The following is a 16,844-nucleotide window of genomic DNA, read 5'->3' on the forward strand; positions in this document are numbered from 1 at the left end:
CCGAAAGACGACACAGGTATCGCCTTGAGGCCGACGCGCTGATGTCCGTGTCGTCATTAGCTTCGCTGTCACATCCATCGACCAGACCCGCACCCGGCGGGCCAGGGGATGCCAGTGAAGGAGAAGCGGTACATGAGTGCAACCACGGCGGGCGTCGTCCGCGAGCAGCAATCCACCTCGATCGTGAAGCTGGCCGCCATCGGCGTGGCTCTCGCCGTTGCGATCACCGGCCTGATCGTGACGGGCTTCAGCCCCATGTGGATCGCCGGTTCGCTCGGCATCAGTGCGGCAGCCGCCACGCAGATCGTCGCCGCCATCAAGGCGGGTAAGAACGCGTTCACGATCATCGCGGCGGTCGCCGGGGCAGGCGTCGCATCCGCGTTGACCGCGACCATCGTGTGGCTCGTCTTCAACTGGGCCGTCGAGCCGGCCGTCGCCTGAGCGACGCTCGTCGGGGCCGGCGGGCTGAGCGCGTCGGCCCCTATCACTCCATTCCTCTCGACCGAAAGCGGACACATGTCGATCACGCCGTACGCTGCACCCGTTCGTCCCCGGACGCTCGTGCTGGCCTTCTGGCTGCTCCTGGCTTCGGCCTGCCTCACTGTCGCCTCGAGTGCTACAGCGGCTCTCGCCGTCTTCTCGCCCGATGGCGAGGCAGCGCTGCGTGCGAGCCTGCAGGCGACGCCGGGCGCGGACGTCGGTGAACTGGACACCGACACACTCGTCGCGGTCTCTCAGACGACAGCCGTGGCCATTCAGGCCTTCCTCGCTCTGGTCTCCGTCGTCATCGTGCTCTGGATCGCGTTCTCGCTCCGCGCCGGTCGCCGTTACATACGCGTCGTTCTGACGATCCTCGCCGGTCTGCAGGTGATCGCCGCTGCAGCGGCGCCGACGGCCGTCGCGCTCATCAGTCTCGTCGTCGTTCTCGCTGCCGTCGTGCTCACGTGGTTGCCCGCGTCGAGCGGATACCTCGCAGCTCGCACGGCGGCGCGCCGTGCTGCGCCCGAAACCGTCATGGTCGGATGACGGCGACGCTCTCTCCCCGCTCTCGCTGGATGTCGCCGCCTGACGCTCGCGTCTCGGGCCTCGTCGCGGTGCTGATCCTGGCGATCGTCGGCGGTGGAGCTCTCGGCGGAGCGCTGGCTGTCTCCGGAGCCACCGTCCCGGGAGACCCGGGCGAGCGTGCCGGGCTTTCCGGGACGGACGGGTTCGGCGAGGTGTTCCTGGCCGTCGTGACTCTGAACGCTCCCGTCGCCGCTTCGCTCGCTGCCGGGGCCGTGACCGCCGGCACCTTCACCGCGGGGTCGGGCCTGCTGCTCGGTGTCTATCTCGGGGCGACGGTGACGGCCGCAGCCAACACCGTCGGCACCGGAGCGCTGCTCGGCTCGGTCGCCGCCTACATCGGCATCGAGATGCTCGGTCTCCTGACGGCTGCGGTCGCCGGTTTCCTCCCGATCGCGACTGCGCTGGCTGGACGACGCACCCTCACAGGAAGTCCGTTCCGGCGATATACGTCCGCGCTCGCCCCCGCGGGAGTCCTCATGCTCGTCGCCCTCGGCCTCGTGGTGGTCGGGGCGTTGATCGAGGCCGCGGTCATCACCGGCGCGTTCGGCGGCGACGGATGAGCCGGAGGGAAGCATGATCGAGGTCTCCGACGCGCACAAGCGCTACGGCTCGACGGTCGCGCTCACCGCCGTCGATCTCACGGCCGAACCGGGGCAGGTGACCGCCGTGATCGGCCCCAACGGCGCTGGGAAGTCGACGCTCTTCCGCGCTGTCCTGGGGCTCGAGACCCTCGACGCGGGCTCGGCGCTGGTGGACGGGCTGCCCTACTCCCGTGCGCGGACACCTCTGCGTGCCGTCGGAGCCGCTGTTGATCCATCCGCGTTCCACCCCGCGCGGCGGGTCGTCGACGAAGTCCTGATCGCGGCAGTCTCACAAGGACTTCCAAGACGGCGCGTCGAAGCGGTGCTCCACGAAGTGGGGCTGTGGCCGGTGCGTCACCGACGTGTGCGGGCCCTGTCTCTCGGAATGCGCCAGCGGCTGAGCCTGGCTGTGGCCTTGATCGGACGTCCGCGCAGTCTGATCCTCGACGAGCCGCTCAACGGTCTCGACGTCGATGGCATCCATTGGATGCGCGGTCTTCTGCGCGAGGCCTCCGACGGCGGGTGCGCTGTTCTGATTTCCTCGCACATACTCTCCGAACTGGAGCGGGTCGCCGACCGCATCCACGTGCTCGCCAGCGGTCGGATGATCTCGTCCGCCGACGTCGCGGCATCGGCAGAACGCTCTCGGCACGTTGTCGTGGTGAGCGACGATCCCGGCGCGCTGCGGAGTCTGCTGGTGACGCAAGCCACCGACATCGTCCGCGAGGGACGTGCTCTTCTCGTCTGGGGTATGACCGTCCGAGCCGTCGCTGAGGTGGCGTTCCGGCATCGGTTCTTCGTCGAATCACTCGCGGAATCCCACGACTCGCTCGAGAGCGACTACGTCCGTCTGCTTGCCGAAGCGGCACCGCTCGACCCCGTGCTGAAAGAGCCTCCGCGCTCGGACGGGCCGTCATGACGGGATCGGTGAAGTCCGCGCTGATGAGTGAGCGCGCCCGGCGGGCGCAGCGTATGAGGGATGTGGTCCGCGCGGAGTTTCTCAAGGCGCGGAGCCTGCGGGTCCAGCCGTTGCTCTGGACGGCCGGGGTGCTCGGCGCTCTCGTGGGTACAGCCGCCGCTCTCCTCTTCGCGAGCATCCTCGGTTCCATCGACGCCGATCTGCCTCCGGGCGAGGTCGCTCGGCTGGTCGAGCGTGCCCCCGTTGCCGGTGCCGGGACTGCTGCGCTGCTCTGGGGATTCGCCGCGATCCACCTCACGGCGAACGAGCGCGCGACGGGACGCGAGCGCTTGACGGACATCGAGGTGCCGTCGCGGGGGCGGACGTTCGTCGCGCGACTCGCGGTCGTCATCATGGGGGCCGGGGTCCTCGCGGCGTGCACCTCTGCGCTCGCCGGAGCGGCGACGGCTTCGTATGTTCTCGCGAGCGGCGGCACGCCGCAGGTCGCGGTGCGCGACATCGTCGGGTGGGCGGTCGTGGCACTGGCGACGAGCCTGTGCGTGGCGTGGGCGGCGTGCCTGGGGCTCGCGATTCGCAACGGCGTCGTCGCCGCCGCCACCCATCTCACCGTGTTCGTCATCCTCCCCGCGGTGCTCGGATCTGTGGCCGCCACGTCACGGCACGAGGGCTACGCCTGGGCTGCGTCGATGATGCCGGCTGGGCGGCTGGGTTTCGTGGTCGATGCATCCGGCGCGGATGAGGTTCTGCCTCTCATCAGCGCATGCGGGGTTCTTCTGGTGTGGCTCGCGGGCGCGACCACGGTCGCCTGGTTGCGCTGGCGTGTGCCGGCGGTTCGGAGCGAGGTGCGCCGGTGATCGTGGATCTGCGGCACGCGTGGATCGTCGCTGCCGCACTGACGACGCGTCGCCTGCGCCGGTTCGCGCCGATTCCGCTACTCGCGCCGCGAACGGCCGTCACAGCCTCGATCATCGGCGTCGGTCTCGCGGTCGGTGTCGGCGTCTGGGCGGGGTACGTGCTGCGCTTGATCGGGGTGCCGTCGCAGACAGCGGCCGGCGTCGTGATCCTCATCGGGCTCGTCTTCGGCATCGGGACGGGATCGGTCTGGGGGGAGGTCCGCCCGGCGCTCATCGAGCACCGCAGCTGGCAGGTCTTCGCCGACCGGGGAGTCTCGCCCCGCGCCTACCTGTTCGGACGGCACCTGCTCGGACGCCTCGTCCGCCTCGTCGCCATCACGGTCGGCATGCTCGTGGCGCTGCGGCTGCTCGACGAGTCAGCGAGCTCGATCGGTGCGTGGACATGGGCAGCGGCGGCGCTCGCGGGCGCGGGATCGGCGTCGTGCGGCATGGGTTTCGCCCTGCTGCGACTGCCTCTCGCTCGGCGCAGTACAGCTGTTACGACGGCGTGGGCTCTCACCGCGCTCGCGGTCGTCACTGTCGCGGTCGCCTGGGTGGTGACATGGGTGAGCCGAGCCTTCGGCGCGCTGCCGAGCGCGCCACTCGACGCATTCGAGGTGCCAGCCCCGACCGGCCTGACGACGAGTTTGGGCCTGTGCTGCCTCGCTGCTGCCGTCGCCGCCGGGGCAGCGGCCCGACAGGTGCGGACGCTTCAGTGGGCGGAGATCATGCCTCGAGCAGATCGCATCGGCGGTGGTGGGACTCGGCGGACGGGACGCTCGTCGGGAGGGCGACGATTCGCCGAACTGGCCCTGCTCGACATCCGCCGCGCGCTTCGGTCGTTCGAATGGCGCGTGAGGCCGAGTCTGTTCACACTTCTCGCGATGCTCCTCGCCGTCGTCTCACTGGGGGCGCTCGGCGGGTGGATCTGGGCGCATCCGATCCAGGAGCTCTCTGCTCAACCGGTGGGTGCGACGGTGGTCGGCGGCATCTGCGCGGGGTACGGGTTCGTGGTCTTCTCATCGCTCGCTCCCTTGGTCTCGCTCGACTCCGACCGCCGGGCGGTCGTGCTGATGCGCACCTTTCCCGGGGGCGTCCGCTCGCTCGCCGTCACGCGAGCCGCCAGCGGCAGCATGATCACGGCGATAGCCGGGGCGGCATTCATCGGCGTACTCGCCGGCCTGACTCCGATTCAGGCGCATGCCGTCGGCACCGCCGGGGTCGCGTGCGCGGCGGTGTCCGTCGTGGCGCCCACGCTTGCCTGCGCTGTGTCGCTGAGGTACCCCCAGACCGATTGGAAGGAAGCGAGCGAGCTCGGTCAGCGGGGCTGGATGCGAGCTGCCGCGACTTACGCGGTCGGCATCGCGATCGCCGCCGCTCTGTCGATCGGGTCCGCCGTTCCTTGGACGCACGCGTCCGCAACCCTGGCCGTCGTCGCCCTCGTCGTCGGGTCCCCCGTGGCCGCAGCTGCCGCGACAGCGCTGCTTCCCACAGTGATCGGAGCACACCATCGTCCTCATCGTTGATGCTGAGATCGGCTACAGCCGCACTGTCGTGCTCCACCGGGCGCGGTTCGAGGTTGCGCCTGGCGAGGTGATGCTCGTCCGCGGTCCTAACGGCGCCGGCAAGTCGACGCTCCTGTCCACCATCGCGGGCGTGCGGAGGCCACTCCGTGGGTCGACGACGGTCGGAGGTGCGCAAGCCGCCGCGTCGGCGGCGAAGAAGGACATCGGCTACGTGACGGACCCGCCCCACCTCTTCGAAGAGCTCACGCCGGGAGAGCATCTCGAACTGGCGAGGTCGCTCTGGGCCGCGGCGAAGATCGGGACAGGCGGGGCAGAGCTGAGCGGTCGCATCCTCGACGGGACGCCGGACTTGCCGGCTGCCATGCTGTCTCTCGGTCAGCGCAAAAGGGTCGGCATCGCGCTCGCGCTTCTCCACGCACCCACGTTGTGGGTTCTCGACGAACCCTTCAACGGGCTCGACGCATCCAGCGTCTCGGTGCTCCGAGAGCTGCTGACCGGTCATCTCGCTCAGGGCGGTGCGGTGGTGTGCGCCACGCATGATGAGGAGGCGCTGCGGGCGGTCGAACCCCGAGTCCTCGACCTGGGTGATCCGGCTTCGAGGCTGGCTTCCGGCACGACCCCGTAGCGTGGAGGCATGGTGGATGCCCGAGCGCTCGAAGACCTGGCCGTCGACATCGCCCGCGAGGCGGGTGCGCTCGCGCGCCGACGCCGCGGCGAAGGAGTCGCGATCGCCGCGACGAAGTCGGCGCTCGCCGACATCGTCACCGAAGCAGACCGCGAGGTCGAGCTCCTCATCCGCGATCGCATCGCACAGGCGCGCCCCGATGACGGCTTCCTCGGCGAGGAGTCCGGCGCCGAGCGCGGCGCCAGCGGGCTGACCTGGGTCGTGGACCCCATCGACGGAACGGTCAACTACGCCTACGGCATCCCGCATTACGCCGTGAGCATCGCGGTCGTCGACGGTGAACCCGATCCGCAGCGATGGGAGGCGGTCGCGGCGGCGGTCTTCTCTCCGGCCGTCGACGAGATGTTCCGGGCGACCGCAGGCGGGGGAGCGTGGCTCGGGGATGCGCGCCTGGCGGTGTCCGAGCCGTCGGATGCCGGTGCCCTCCTGGCGACGGGTTTCGGCTACGACCCGGCGACGCACGCGGGCGACCTCGCGCGACTCGGGCGGATCATGCCGGTCGCTCGTGACATCCGCCGAGCCGGCGCCGCGTCGCTCGATCTCGCCTACGTCGCGGCGGGGCGTCTCGACGGCTATGTCGAGCGCGGACTGCAGCCGTGGGACCACGCCGCCGGGGCGCTTCTCGTGGCCGAGGCCGGCGGCGTCGTCACCGGTATGCCCGGCGAGCGGCCCGGCCGCACCATGACGATCGCCGCGTCGTCGTCGCTCCACAGTCGGCTGACCGAACGGGTTTTCCACGAAAGCTGACGCGTGGATCGCGTTCCCAGCTGTAAGACGTTAGTGTTTACCCGTTCGTTATCTTCGGAACCCGAGCCGAGGGATCGAACGCAACCCGGACTGTTCCGCTGCGCACGAGCGCGCGCTGTTTTCGAGAGCCTGCGATTTGACTTCTGAGACCACTCCCACTGAGGCCGCGTCCTCGCGACCCTCGGCAGGGGAAGCCTCGGCGGGACTCACGCGGGCTGCCGGTCTCACCCGGGCACAGTGGCGGCGGCTGGCAGCTGAAGCCGAGCTCGCCGCGAAGGTCGCCGCCGTTCCGGCCGATGACGTCGCAACGATCGACGAGGCACCGCAGACGCCGGACGTCGAAGCCGTCGATTCGCCGGCCGCCGCGACCAGCGAGACCGTAGCCGACGAGATGGTCCTCACCGTCGTGGACGGCGACGCTTACGCGGGACCGAATTTCGTCGCGCCTTCCCGCCGTCGTCGCACCCGCCCGGCCGCGGAGCACGGTGCCGCGCAGGGCGAGTCGTTCGGCCCGGCCGCGGTCGACTCCGAGACGCCGGATGCCGACGACGCGCGCTCGCACAGCGACGCGCACGCGAGCGACGAGACGCGCGAGCCGTCCGACGCGCACGACGTCGACGAGTTCGAGTTCGCCGCGCGGCTGTTCTCCTTCACTGCGCAGACCCCGGTGCAGGTGGGCGAGGAGTCCATCGCCGAGCACCAGCAGCGCACCCGCGAGGTCACGGTCGCGCGTCCGGGTCGCCTGCGTCGCGTGGGCAAGCGAATTGCTGCGGCATCCGTCTCGATGAGCGCCGTCGCCGCCGTCGGTCTCCTGGCCGTCGGCCTGACGAGCCCTGCGGCCGCCGTCTTCGCCTCGGGCGACACGGGTCGCGACATCACGGCCGAGGCGCCCCGGACATCCGCGTCGATCGAGCCTGAAGAGATCCAGGCGTACGTCTCGTCTCCGAACACGGGCGTCACCTTCGATCGCAGCGACACCTTCGATGTGACGTCCGTCTCGGAGATCGCGGCCGACTCGGGTGTGACCAACTTCGCCGGTACGTGGGTCAACGACCCCAACGCCGCGATCCAGTGGCCGTTCCCGGTCGGGGTTCCGATCTCGGCGCAGTTCGGCTCGGTCTCGTACCTGTCCGAGTTCTCCCGCCCGCATCGCGGTGTCGACCTGACGCCGGGGGCCGGGGCGGAGATCCACGCCGTCGCGGGCGGAACCGTGCGCATCGCGACCGAGGCAGGCGGCGACTACGGCGTGACCGTCGTCATCGACCACAACATCGACGGTGAGCTCGTCTCGACGCGCTACGGCCACATGCAGTACGGCTCGCTGCGGGTGAAGGTCGGAGACACGATCGAGCCCGGCGAGATCATCGGACAGGTCGGCAGCACCGGCAAGTCGACCGGCGCGCACCTGCACCTCGAGGTGCTCCTCGGCGGGACGACGCAGATCGACCCGATCGCCTGGCTCGAAGAGCACACGAAGCGCTGACCTGATTCGAAGTGAGGCCGCCGAGATGGTATCCTCTTCTAGTTGCCCGCTTGCGGGTAGCACGCCCCGATAGCTCAGTGGCAGAGCACTTCCATGGTAAGGAAGGGGTCGTCAGTTCAATCCTGACTCGGGGCTCGCAGCATCCTCGGATGCGATGCGGCAGGGTAGCTCAGTTGGTGAGAGCGCACGACTCATAATCGTGAGGTCGCGGGTTCAAGCCCCGCTCCTGCTACAGATGAAAACCCCCGGACGCACCGGGGGTTTTGTCGTATTCGGCAACGGCAACCGCGCGCGAAAGTCCGCGGGAACGAGAAGGCGCCCGGGACCCCTCCAGAGTCCCGGGCGCAGGTCGGACGCGAGACGAGGACCTAACTCGCGGCCGAGGGATCGAGCAGGCCCGCCCTGCTCCCCATCAGCGCTGGATCGCACCCGACGTCACGATCATGCCTCGCGTGGCAGGATGTCGTGGCGCGCCCGCTATCCGCCCGCGTCGCGGAAAAATGGCCGGTGAAGCAGGATAACCGGGTCGCAACGACCTCGTGTGCGAGCTACGTATGGGCTGAAGTTCCGCGCAGGATTTCATCCGATCGGATGACGTGGCGCCGCGCGTCCCGCAGAAACCAGAACGCCCCGTCATCGGAGGATGCGGGGCGTCCCACGATCCGGGGGGAAGATCGTCGACGTCATCGACGCTAGGGCCTCCCCGCCGGTCCGTCGAGTCGGCCTTTCGGGGGACACGTCGTCTGCAGGTGACGCGTCAGCGCCGGTGGAACGGGCAGCCGCCGCCGGTGCCCGTCGCCCGCACGCGCCCGCCCGACGCCGGCTTGGTGGGCAACCGGCGCATGTTCACGTCGAGACCGGAGTCGAGGATAGTGACATCCGGGTGGCTCATCGCCGTGATCGCCGTCGCGAGTCCGGCGATCGCGAGCTTCTCGCCAGGGCAGCGGTGGCCCGTCGCGACATCGGCACCGCCGTGGGGGATGAACGCGGGGAGAGCCTCGTAGTCGTCGACGCCGACGAAACGCTCGGGCGCGAACGAGTCGGCACGCTCCCATGAGTTCTCATCGAGGTTGGTGCCGAGGATGTCGAGGACGACGCGGCCACCCGCCGCGACGCTCTGGCCGTCGAGTTCGATATCGGCGACCGCACGCGCGGGGAGCATGGGGACGAACGGGGCCGTGCGCCGGATCTCCTGCGCGAACGCCACGGCGAGAGGCCCGCCGTCGAGCGTCTCGCGCTCGGCCGCCTCCGCGCCGATGCGATCGCGCCACTCCGGACGGTCGTGGAGCTCCTTCGCGGCGAACGCCACGAAGCGTGCGACCGCGATCATCGGACGCATGCTGTTCTGCAGTTCGATGCCGGCCAGGCGGGCGGACAGCAGGACACCTGCGCGGTCCCGGTGCCAGGCCCATGCATGCAGGGCCGTTCCGGGCTCGGGCTCGAGGTCGCCGTCGCGCACCGCCTCGATGAGGTGCTGGGTGTGCCGGTCTGACCAGCGGCGATTGATCCAGGCGAGGAGGTACTCGGGGGAGTAGGGGACGCCGAAGCCATCGACGATCTGGGCGAGACGAGCCGCCCACCGCGTCTTTGCCGCAGGCGTTCCCGGGAGTCCTGCCCACCGCATGACGGCGCGGCCGAAGGCGCCCACCGCCGCGTCGTAGGCGGAACGCTCCCCGCCGGCGAACCAGTCGTCGAGCTCGCCCTGCCATTCGGCAGCCAGAAGCGGACGCAGACGCTCGACCTGCTCGTCCTCGTAGGCGACGTCGAGGAAGGTCGCCTTGCGGTGCCGGTGGTCCTCGCCGTCGAGGCTGTGAACCGAACCATGCCCGAACAGGGTCTCTTGCACGATTCCCGGCATCGCCCCGTGGCGCCGGACCCGCTTCTCGTCGTAGAACACCTCGACGCCCTCCGCGCCGCGGACGAAGACGGTCGGGTCGCCGAGCAGGCCCATCGGAGCCGAGCGCGCTCCAGCCCGTAGGCGACCCCAGATGCGGTCGCCGAATCGGTACCCACGCAGCAGGAGCTGAGGGGAGTCGTCGGTCAGCGTGCGTGCAGCGGCGGCGATCGAAGACATCATGTCTCCACGCTCACACGTCGGGTCCGATGAGCCGAGGGGGAGGCGGATCGGACCGCCGTGTGCTAGCCCGCGGCTCCGGACTCGAGGCGCCGCGCGGCGCGCCGCAGCACGGCCGACTCGATCAGCAGTACGCCGCCCACCGCCGCCGCGCCGAGCACCACCAGGAGGAGCGCCGGCAGCGCGTCGGGCCCGGGGGCCTGGACGGCGCCGCCCTCCTGCCAGGGCCACAGCGCCCGGAGCGAGCCGATCATGAGACCCGTCATCGTCGCGAGCATGATGCGCCGACGGTGGATGAGCAGCCACTGCAGCACCGAGACGAACATGCCGAGACCGATCATGGCGCCGAGGATGAAGACGCCGAGATAGAGGAAATCGCGCTCGTTGACGGCGGCCAGCGTCGGCGCGTACATCCCGACGGCCAGGAGGATGAACGAGCCCGAGACTCCGGGCAGCACCAGGGCACACACGGCGAACGCCGCCGCGAGTGCGACGACCGGCAGGGGAGGCTCGAGGGGGTCGACCTGGGGGAGGCTCGTGAGGGCGAAGCCGGCGACCGCGCCGACAACGGCGACCGCGTACTCGCGCATTCGCCACCGGCCGCCGACCATGCGGATCGGCACGACGAGCGACGCGAGGATGAGCCCGGCGAACAAGGCGCGTGAGGCGACGGGCTCGGCCTCGATGATCGGGGCGAGGACCGCGGATGCGACGAGGACGGCGGTGATCATGCCGACGCCGACCGGGAGCACGACGGACCAGCGCACGGCGGCCAACTCGGCACGAGCGCGCGTCATCCCGCGGCCTCGAACGCCGTCCGCGACACCACGGGCGACCCCGCGGGCGAGGTGGCCGGCCGACTCGATGAGCGTCTCGTAGACGCCGATGATGAGCGCGACGGTGCCGCCGCTGACTCCGGGAATGATCTCGACGGTTCCGATGAGAGCGCCGCGTCCGGCATCCAGCAGCATTCGGGCGACGGGCATGGGTGACCTCCGGGAAGAGCGATGACGGAGCGTGCCAGCCTACCGACGGCACCTGAGCGATCGAGGGGTGCGCGCGTTACCGCGCACTCCGGTCCGGTGCAAGTGGCTCGACGGATTCGCCGCCCCGCCGCATCGTGGAGGCATGTCCAACGCATTCAACGACGACCTCGCCCGCCCCGCCGCAGCCGAGGATGCCGGCATCCAGCCGCTGCGCGACGGCGATGCGACCAGCGTGGCCGACCCCGACCTCGACCCGGCCCAGCGCGAGTGGGACCGCACCGACGCGATCGACGAGGCGCTCGACTCCGGCGTCGACCCCGCCGAGCTCGATGTCGCGACCGCGACCAGCGACGACCCGGCGCACATCCCGTCTGACGAAGACGAGATCCCCGCAGAGGACCTGCCCACGGGATACGCCCAGCCGGAGACCCAGGGAGACGACCCGGTCATCGCCGAACTCGGCGAGGACGGCGAGGGTGACATCAACGACGAGGGCATGTGACCGCGGGGATCGAGTCGTACGCGCCGATCGGTGACGGCCGCACCGTCGCGCTGATCGGTCTCGACGGCAGCGTCGATTGGCTGCCGCTGCCCGATCTGACCTCGACGCCCGTCTTCGCGCGCCTGCTCGATCGCGAGACGGGCGGATGTCTCGAGCTCGCGCCCACGGAGGATTTCGAGACCACCCGTCGGTACGTGCCCGACACCAATGTTCTCGAGACGACGTTCACAACGGCTCGCGGGTCCGTGAGAGTCACCGACGCCATGGTGTCGGGAGTCGCCGGGCGGATGCCGTGGGCGGAGCTGGCTCGCCGCATCGACGGGCTCGAGGGCACCGTGCCGATGGCCTGGCGCATCCATCCCGGCACCTCGCTGCGTACGGCGTCGCCCTGGATCGAGCGCACCCAGCACGGCGACGTCATCCGCAGCGGCAAGACCGCTCTCGTCGTCGTGGGGTTCGAGCACGGGCCCGAGGCTCCCGATCCCGACGGCACGAGCGGCCCCCGCCTGACCGGCTCGTTCACCGCCTCGAAGGGTTCGCGTCACCTCATCGCGCTCGCCGCGACGCACGACGAGCCCCTGCACCTTCCCGACCCCCGTAACGTCGACGTCGGCATCGACCGGACGATCGACAGCTGGCGGCATTGGTCCGAGGTCTTCTCGTACGAAGGCCCCTGGGAGGAACGCATCCAGCGCAGCGCGCTCGCCCTCAAGCTGCTCATCTTCAGTCCCACCGGCGCGATCGCCGCTGCCGCCACCACGTCGCTGCCCGAGAATCCCGAGGGCGGCAAGAACTGGGATTACCGCTACGCCTGGGTGCGCGACCTCGCCTACACCGCTCACGCGCTCGTGCGCTTCGGTCTCCGCGAGGAGACGCACGCGGCACTGTCATGGATGCTGCGCACCATCCGCGAGCACGGGCCCGAGCTGCACGTCATGTACACCTTGGGCGGCGAACTCGTGCCCGATGCTCAGGACTACCCCGTGCCCGGCTGGGGAGGCGTCGGTCCGGTCGTCACGGGCAATCCCGCGCGCGAGCAGCTTCAGCTCGGCGTCTACGGCGACCTCATGGCGATCTGCCGGACGTACGTCGATGCGGGGAACGTCCTGGACATCGGTACGGGGCGGATGCTGGCGGGCGTCGCCGACCGCACCTGCGACCTGTGGCGCAATCCCGACTCGGGAATGTGGGAGCTGCCGGAGGAACGGCACTACACCTCCTCGAAGATGGGATGCTGGAAAGCCCTCGACGACGCCGTCGCGCTCGCCGAGAGCGGCGCGATCCCCGGGAGCGCCGAGCGGTGGAAGGCCGAGCGCGAGCGCATCCGGCTCTGGATCGACGAGAACTGCTGGTCCGAGGCGAAGTCGGCCTACGCCTTCTATGCGGGTTCGGACGAGCTCGACGCCTCCGTGCTGCTGCACGCGCCCACCGGCTTCGACCGCGGCGAGCGGATGTCGTCGACGATCGACGCCCTCACCGACGAACTGGGCGCCGGCCCGCTGCTGTACCGCTACAGCGGGGTGTCGGCGGAGGAGAAGACGTTCGTCGCCTGCGCGTTCTGGCGCGCCGAGGCGCTGGCGTGCGTCGGCAGGCATGACGAGGCGCTCGACCTCGTCGACCAGCTCGTCGCCCTCGCGAACGACGTCGGCATCTACGCCGAGATGATCGACGCCGACGACGGCACCGCCTGGGGCAACACCCCGCAGGCCCTCAGCCACCTCGCGTTCATCGCGACGGTACTCACCATCCGCGACGTCGTCCCCGAGGAGGCCCTCCGTGGCAGATGAGATCGGAGTGTTCCGCGACACTCGTGCCGTGCTCGTCGAGAGCATCTGGTGGGACGACCGCACCGACGAGGTCGTGTGGGTCGACATCACCGCAGGGCTGCTGCATCGCGGCCCGCTCGACGGGGCGGTCGACGGCAGCGACGACCGGGTCGTCGAGCTGCCCCCGCCGCTGTCGGCGGTGCAGCCGGCCGCCGGAGGCGGCTACATCGCGGCGCTGAAGGACCGCGTCGTCCTTCTCGACGCGGACGGCCGTATCGAGCGCGACCTCGCCGCGCTGCGTCACCGCCACGACGGCATGCGGCTGAACGAGGGCAAGGTCGACCCGTTCGGCCGCTTCATCGTCGGCGCCATGGAGCTCACGACTGACGACCCCGATGCGGCGGTATGGTCGGTTGACCCGGACGGCGACGTGCGGGTGCTCGGCGGTGGCTACGGAATCGCGAACGGTATGGAGTGGTCCGACGACGGGCGCACGATGTACATCACCGACACCGCGACCTCGACCGTCTACCGCGCGTCCTACGGTCCCGCCGGCGAGCTCGGAGAGCTCGAGCCCTACCTCGTCGGCCGGTCGAGTGACGGGCTGGTACTGGCGACCGACGGCTCGTTCGTCAACGGGCTCTATGGCGAGGGCATGGTGGCGCGCTGGAGCGCCGACGGAGACCTCGTCGAGGAGATCACGATGCCCGTGCCCAACATCACCTCCGTCGCGTTCGCCGGGCCCGATCTCGACGTCCTCCTCGTCGGATCGGCGCGCGAGAACCTCACCGAGGAGCAGCTGCAGCGGCATCCTCTCTCGGGCGGCATCCTCCGCCTCGAACCCGGCGCGACCGGCCGCCCCATCCACACGTTCGGGTCTGCGTCGATCGCCTGATCGACGGACCCGAGTGACGACCACCCCCAGGAAGACCGATGGAAGGAGACACCATGTCCCGTGACCAGTACACCTTCGTCAACCCCGCCGAGCTGTACGCGGACATCGAGCCCGAGAAGCAGCACATGGACGAGCCGGGCCTCGACGCCGACCTCACGCCGAAGGCCGATCTCGGCGAGGAGAGCTACCGCGGCAGCGGCCGCCTGACCGGGCGCAAGGCGCTCATCACGGGCGGCGACTCGGGAATCGGCGCCGCTACCGCGATCGCCTTCGCGCGCGAGGGTGCCGACGTGGCCATCTCGTACCTCCCCGAGGAGGAAGAGGACGCGCAGCGCATCGCGGGCATCCTGAAGGATGCGGGTGTGACGGTGGCGCAGCTTCCCGGCGACCTGCGCGACCCGGAGTACTGCCGCTCGCTCGTCGCCGACACGGTCTCGGCGCTCGGCGGCATCGACATCCTCGTCAACAACGGCGGCAAGCAGATCTTCCAGTACGAGCTGGCCGATCTGACCGACGAGCAGTTCGACGACACCTTCAAGACCAACGTCTACGCGATGTTCTGGATCACCAAGGCCGCGCTGCCGCACCTGCCGGCAGGTGCCTCGATCATCAACACCACGTCGATCCAGGCCTACTCGCCGTCCGAGACGCTCGTGGACTACGCCTCGACGAAGGCGACGATCAACACGTTCACCAAGGCGCTCGCCCAGCAGCTCGCGCCGAAGGGCATCCGCGTCAACGCCGTGGCGCCGGGGCCGATCTGGACGCCGCTCCAGCCGAGCGACGGCCAGCCGCAGGAGAAGATCGACAGCTTCGGCGAGGAGACCCCGCTGGGACGTATGGGTCAGCCGGCGGAGCTCGCGCCCGCCTACGTGTTCCTCGCGTCAGCGGAGTCGAGCTACGTCGCGGGGGAGACCCTGAACGTCAACGGCGGAATGCCCACGCCCTGACGTCATCGCTGACGAGTGCGCCGGTGGCCGCGGCTGCCGGCGCACTTTTCCAGCGTATTGATTGCGCACAACCTAGTTGTGTACAGTGCATATATGGAACCGACGCAGCACATGGTCTGCTTCTCGCTCTACGCCGCGTCGCGGGCGACGACGAAGGCGTACGCGGCTCTCCTCGAGCCGCACGGGCTGACCTACCCGCAGTACCTCGTGCTCGTGCTGCTGTGGAACCGCGACGGCCGCAGCGTCAGCGACCTGGGCCAGGCGCTCGACCTCGATTCCGGCACGCTGTCGCCACTGCTGCGCCGGATGACGCGCGACGGCCTGGTGGAACGGGGTCGCGACAGTGTCGACGAGCGCGTCGTGACCGTGTCGCTCACCCCCCGAGGCCGCGAACTGCGCTCGGAGCTCGCCCACGTGCCCGCCTGCATCGCGCAGGGGATGGGCGTCACCGTCGACGGTGCCCGGCAGCTGATCGCCGCCCTCACCGAGTTGGCGGACGGGATGCGCGACACCGCCACCGATCTGCGCGCGGATACCCGCGCGACGAAGACCACCCCCGAAAAGGAAATGAAGGAGGAGCACGCATGAGCGCTCTCTACACCGCCGAAGCACTCTCGACGGGCGCCGGCCGCAACGGGCACGTCCGCACCACGGACGGCCGGGTCGACCTCGAGATGGCCATTCCGAAGGAGATGGGCGGTTCGGGCAACGGCTCGAACCCCGAGCAGCTCTTCGCCGCCGGCTACGCCGCCTGCTTCCACTCCGCCCTGCAGATGGTGGCGCGCTCCAAGAAGATCGACGTGACCGACTCGGCCGTCGGCGGCCAGGTGCAGATCCACCCCACGGATGCCGGCGGGTTCTCGCTCTCGGTCGTCCTCGAGGTCGTGCTGCCCGGCGTCGAGCGCGAGGTCGCCCAGGAGCTCGCGGACGCCGCGCACCAGGTGTGCCCGTACTCGAACGCGACCCGCGGCAACATCCCCGTCGAGATCACGGTCTCGGAGGACTGATCCCCGCGTCCCCGCGTCGCGCGCTCAGATGCGCACGACGCGGGGACGGTGCCGCACCTCGCGGTGCAGGCGCTCCATCTTCGCGTCGAGCTCGGCCGCCGTCTCGGCGGCATCCTTCAGCTCCGCGGTCAGCTCCGCCGGCACGTTTGCGGCGAACTTGTAATAGATCTTGTGCTCGAGGCTCGCCCAGAAGTCCATCGCAATGGTGCGGAACTGCACCTCGACGGGCACGGTGATGCGTCCGGTCGAGAGGAAGACGGGCACCTCCACGATCGCGTGCAGGCTCTTGTAGCCGTTGGGCTTGGGTTCAGCGATGTAGTCCTTGACGGTCCGGACCTCGATGTCGTCCTGGGCCGTGAGCAGGTCGAACAGGCGATAGGCGTCCTGCGTGAAGCTGCAGGTGACGCGGACGCCGGCGATGTCGGTGATGTGCTCGCGGATCGACGCGAACTCGGGTTCGACCCCCTTCCGGACGACCTTCTCCACGATGCCGTCGGGTGACTTCAGTCGGCTCGAGAGGTGCTCGATGGGGTTGTAGTCGTGCAGCTGCTGGAACTCGTCGCGCAGGATCTGCAGCTTCGTCTCGATCTCCTGCATGCCGAAGCGGTACTCCAGGAGGAACTGCTGGAACTCGTCGCGCAGGCTCCGGAGCTCCTGCGGCGTGAAGTTCTGGAGGCCGTCGGTGATCGAGAGCGGGGGCACGGAGCTGCCGGTCGTCATGGCACCGACGGTACCGAGCCGGCATCGGCGGCGGCTGTGAGGATC

Annotated in this window: 18 protein-coding genes and 2 tRNA genes; 17 read left to right on the forward strand and 3 right to left on the reverse strand. The window is 69.8% G+C overall.

What is annotated here, in order from left to right; genetic code table 11:
* The first annotated feature begins 132 nt into the window (after window positions 1-132).
* From DO944_RS09285 to DO944_RS09335, 11 genes are all read left to right on the forward strand, one after another.
* Window positions 133-441, forward strand: coding sequence for a hypothetical protein (locus DO944_RS09285; protein ID WP_114588132.1), 309 nt, complete (start codon window positions 133-135; stop codon window positions 439-441).
* 75 nt (window positions 442-516) lie between these two features.
* Window positions 517-1,026: a hypothetical protein gene (locus DO944_RS09290; RefSeq protein ID WP_112616779.1), complete on the forward strand. Its 510-nt coding sequence runs from the start codon at window positions 517-519 to the stop codon at window positions 1,024-1,026.
* 29 nt (window positions 1,027-1,055) lie between these two features.
* The gene (locus tag DO944_RS09295) at window positions 1,056-1,625 is read left to right on the forward strand and encodes a hypothetical protein (protein WP_114588130.1); all 570 of its coding nucleotides are present in this window, start codon (window positions 1,056-1,058) and stop codon (window positions 1,623-1,625) included.
* Window positions 1,626-1,638: 13 nt separating this feature from the next.
* Window positions 1,639-2,565, forward strand: a complete 927-nt coding sequence (locus DO944_RS09300; protein ID WP_112616784.1) for an ABC transporter ATP-binding protein — start codon at window positions 1,639-1,641, stop codon at window positions 2,563-2,565.
* Window positions 2,562-3,419 (forward strand): hypothetical protein, encoded by an 858-nt coding sequence (locus DO944_RS09305; RefSeq protein ID WP_146752026.1) that lies wholly within the window; start codon window positions 2,562-2,564, stop codon window positions 3,417-3,419. The genes DO944_RS09300 and DO944_RS09305 overlap by 4 nt, the downstream gene beginning before the upstream one ends.
* Window positions 3,416-4,984, forward strand: a complete 1,569-nt coding sequence (locus tag DO944_RS09310; RefSeq protein ID WP_112616788.1) for a hypothetical protein — start codon at window positions 3,416-3,418, stop codon at window positions 4,982-4,984. The genes DO944_RS09305 and DO944_RS09310 overlap by 4 nt, the downstream gene beginning before the upstream one ends.
* Window positions 4,985-5,012: 28 nt before the next feature.
* Window positions 5,013-5,609, forward strand: coding sequence for an ABC transporter ATP-binding protein (locus DO944_RS09315; RefSeq protein WP_181574189.1), 597 nt, complete (start codon window positions 5,013-5,015; stop codon window positions 5,607-5,609).
* Window positions 5,610-5,618: 9 nt separating this feature from the next.
* Window positions 5,619-6,416: an inositol monophosphatase family protein gene (locus DO944_RS09320; protein WP_396652016.1), complete on the forward strand. Its 798-nt coding sequence runs from the start codon at window positions 5,619-5,621 to the stop codon at window positions 6,414-6,416.
* 136 nt (window positions 6,417-6,552) lie between these two features.
* Entirely contained in the window at window positions 6,553-7,899 is a 1,347-nt protein-coding gene (locus tag DO944_RS09325; protein WP_112616792.1) for a M23 family metallopeptidase, read from the forward strand.
* A gap of 63 nt (window positions 7,900-7,962) precedes the next feature.
* Window positions 7,963-8,034, forward strand: a tRNA-Thr gene (locus DO944_RS09330).
* Between the two features lie 23 nt (window positions 8,035-8,057).
* A tRNA-Met gene (locus DO944_RS09335) sits at window positions 8,058-8,131 on the forward strand.
* A gap of 525 nt (window positions 8,132-8,656) precedes the next feature.
* Here DO944_RS09335 and DO944_RS09340 read toward each other — a convergent pair.
* Window positions 8,657-9,976, reverse strand: coding sequence for a cytochrome P450 (locus DO944_RS09340; RefSeq protein ID WP_309300105.1), 1,320 nt, complete (start codon window positions 9,974-9,976; stop codon window positions 8,657-8,659).
* A gap of 62 nt (window positions 9,977-10,038) precedes the next feature.
* Window positions 10,039-10,959, reverse strand: coding sequence for a DUF368 domain-containing protein (locus DO944_RS09345; RefSeq protein ID WP_112616794.1), 921 nt, complete (start codon window positions 10,957-10,959; stop codon window positions 10,039-10,041).
* Between the two features lie 142 nt (window positions 10,960-11,101).
* On the opposite strand from DO944_RS09345, the gene DO944_RS09350 reads away from it, so the two are divergent.
* The 6 genes from DO944_RS09350 (at window position 11,102) to DO944_RS09375 (ending at window position 16,079) form a co-directional block, all read left to right on the forward strand.
* Window positions 11,102-11,461, forward strand: a complete 360-nt coding sequence (locus DO944_RS09350) for a sugar ABC transporter ATPase (RefSeq protein ID WP_112616796.1) — start codon at window positions 11,102-11,104, stop codon at window positions 11,459-11,461.
* Window positions 11,458-13,248: a glycoside hydrolase family 15 protein gene (locus DO944_RS09355; RefSeq protein ID WP_112616798.1), complete on the forward strand. Its 1,791-nt coding sequence runs from the start codon at window positions 11,458-11,460 to the stop codon at window positions 13,246-13,248. The genes DO944_RS09350 and DO944_RS09355 overlap by 4 nt, the downstream gene beginning before the upstream one ends.
* Complete coding sequence (locus DO944_RS09360) at window positions 13,238-14,122, forward strand: SMP-30/gluconolactonase/LRE family protein (RefSeq protein ID WP_112616800.1); 885 nt, start codon at window positions 13,238-13,240, stop codon at window positions 14,120-14,122. Before DO944_RS09355 ends, DO944_RS09360 begins: the two co-directional genes overlap by 11 nt.
* A 53-nt stretch (window positions 14,123-14,175) precedes the next feature.
* The gene (locus DO944_RS09365; protein WP_112616993.1) at window positions 14,176-15,072 is read left to right on the forward strand and encodes an SDR family oxidoreductase; all 897 of its coding nucleotides are present in this window, start codon (window positions 14,176-14,178) and stop codon (window positions 15,070-15,072) included.
* Between the two features lie 93 nt (window positions 15,073-15,165).
* A complete protein-coding gene (locus DO944_RS09370) occupies window positions 15,166-15,660 on the forward strand; it encodes a MarR family winged helix-turn-helix transcriptional regulator (RefSeq protein WP_240309688.1) in 495 nt (164 codons plus the stop codon).
* Entirely contained in the window at window positions 15,657-16,079 is a 423-nt protein-coding gene (locus tag DO944_RS09375; RefSeq protein ID WP_023952119.1) for an organic hydroperoxide resistance protein, read from the forward strand. Before DO944_RS09370 ends, DO944_RS09375 begins: the two co-directional genes overlap by 4 nt.
* A gap of 24 nt (window positions 16,080-16,103) precedes the next feature.
* Here DO944_RS09375 and DO944_RS09380 read toward each other — a convergent pair whose 3' ends face one another.
* Window positions 16,104-16,799, reverse strand: a complete 696-nt coding sequence (locus DO944_RS09380) for a GTP pyrophosphokinase family protein (RefSeq protein WP_112616804.1) — start codon at window positions 16,797-16,799, stop codon at window positions 16,104-16,106.
* Between the last annotated feature and the right edge of the window lie 45 nt (window positions 16,800-16,844).

Origin of the sequence: Microbacterium sp. SMR1 (assembly GCF_003289625.1) — a bacterium.
In the GTDB taxonomy this organism is placed as follows: domain Bacteria; phylum Actinomycetota; class Actinomycetes; order Actinomycetales; family Microbacteriaceae; genus Microbacterium; species Microbacterium plantarum.

Excerpts from the sequence above, each read along its gene's own strand:
- DO944_RS09300 (WP_112616784.1), top strand. The coding sequence starts at position 1,639 with ATGATCGAGGTCTCCGACGCGCACAAGCGCTACGGCTCGACGGTCGCG.
- DO944_RS09375 (WP_023952119.1), top strand. The coding sequence starts at position 15,657 with ATGAGCGCTCTCTACACCGCCGAAGCACTCTCGACGGGCGCCGGCCGC.
- DO944_RS09350 (WP_112616796.1), top strand. The coding sequence starts at position 11,102 with ATGTCCAACGCATTCAACGACGACCTCGCCCGCCCCGCCGCAGCCGAG.
- DO944_RS09345 (WP_112616794.1), bottom strand. The coding sequence starts at position 10,959 with ATGCCCGTCGCCCGAATGCTGCTGGATGCCGGACGCGGCGCTCTCATC.
- DO944_RS09295 (WP_114588130.1), top strand. The coding sequence starts at position 1,056 with ATGTCGCCGCCTGACGCTCGCGTCTCGGGCCTCGTCGCGGTGCTGATC.
- DO944_RS09340 (WP_309300105.1), bottom strand. The coding sequence starts at position 9,976 with ATGATGTCTTCGATCGCCGCCGCTGCACGCACGCTGACCGACGACTCC.
- DO944_RS09290 (WP_112616779.1), top strand. The coding sequence starts at position 517 with ATGTCGATCACGCCGTACGCTGCACCCGTTCGTCCCCGGACGCTCGTG.
- DO944_RS09305 (WP_146752026.1), top strand. The coding sequence starts at position 2,562 with ATGACGGGATCGGTGAAGTCCGCGCTGATGAGTGAGCGCGCCCGGCGG.
- DO944_RS09380 (WP_112616804.1), bottom strand. The coding sequence starts at position 16,799 with ATGACGACCGGCAGCTCCGTGCCCCCGCTCTCGATCACCGACGGCCTC.
- DO944_RS09370 (WP_240309688.1), top strand. The coding sequence starts at position 15,166 with ATGGAACCGACGCAGCACATGGTCTGCTTCTCGCTCTACGCCGCGTCG.
- DO944_RS09365 (WP_112616993.1), top strand. The coding sequence starts at position 14,176 with ATGTCCCGTGACCAGTACACCTTCGTCAACCCCGCCGAGCTGTACGCG.
- DO944_RS09285 (WP_114588132.1), top strand. The coding sequence starts at position 133 with ATGAGTGCAACCACGGCGGGCGTCGTCCGCGAGCAGCAATCCACCTCG.
- DO944_RS09320 (WP_396652016.1), top strand. The coding sequence starts at position 5,619 with ATGGTGGATGCCCGAGCGCTCGAAGACCTGGCCGTCGACATCGCCCGC.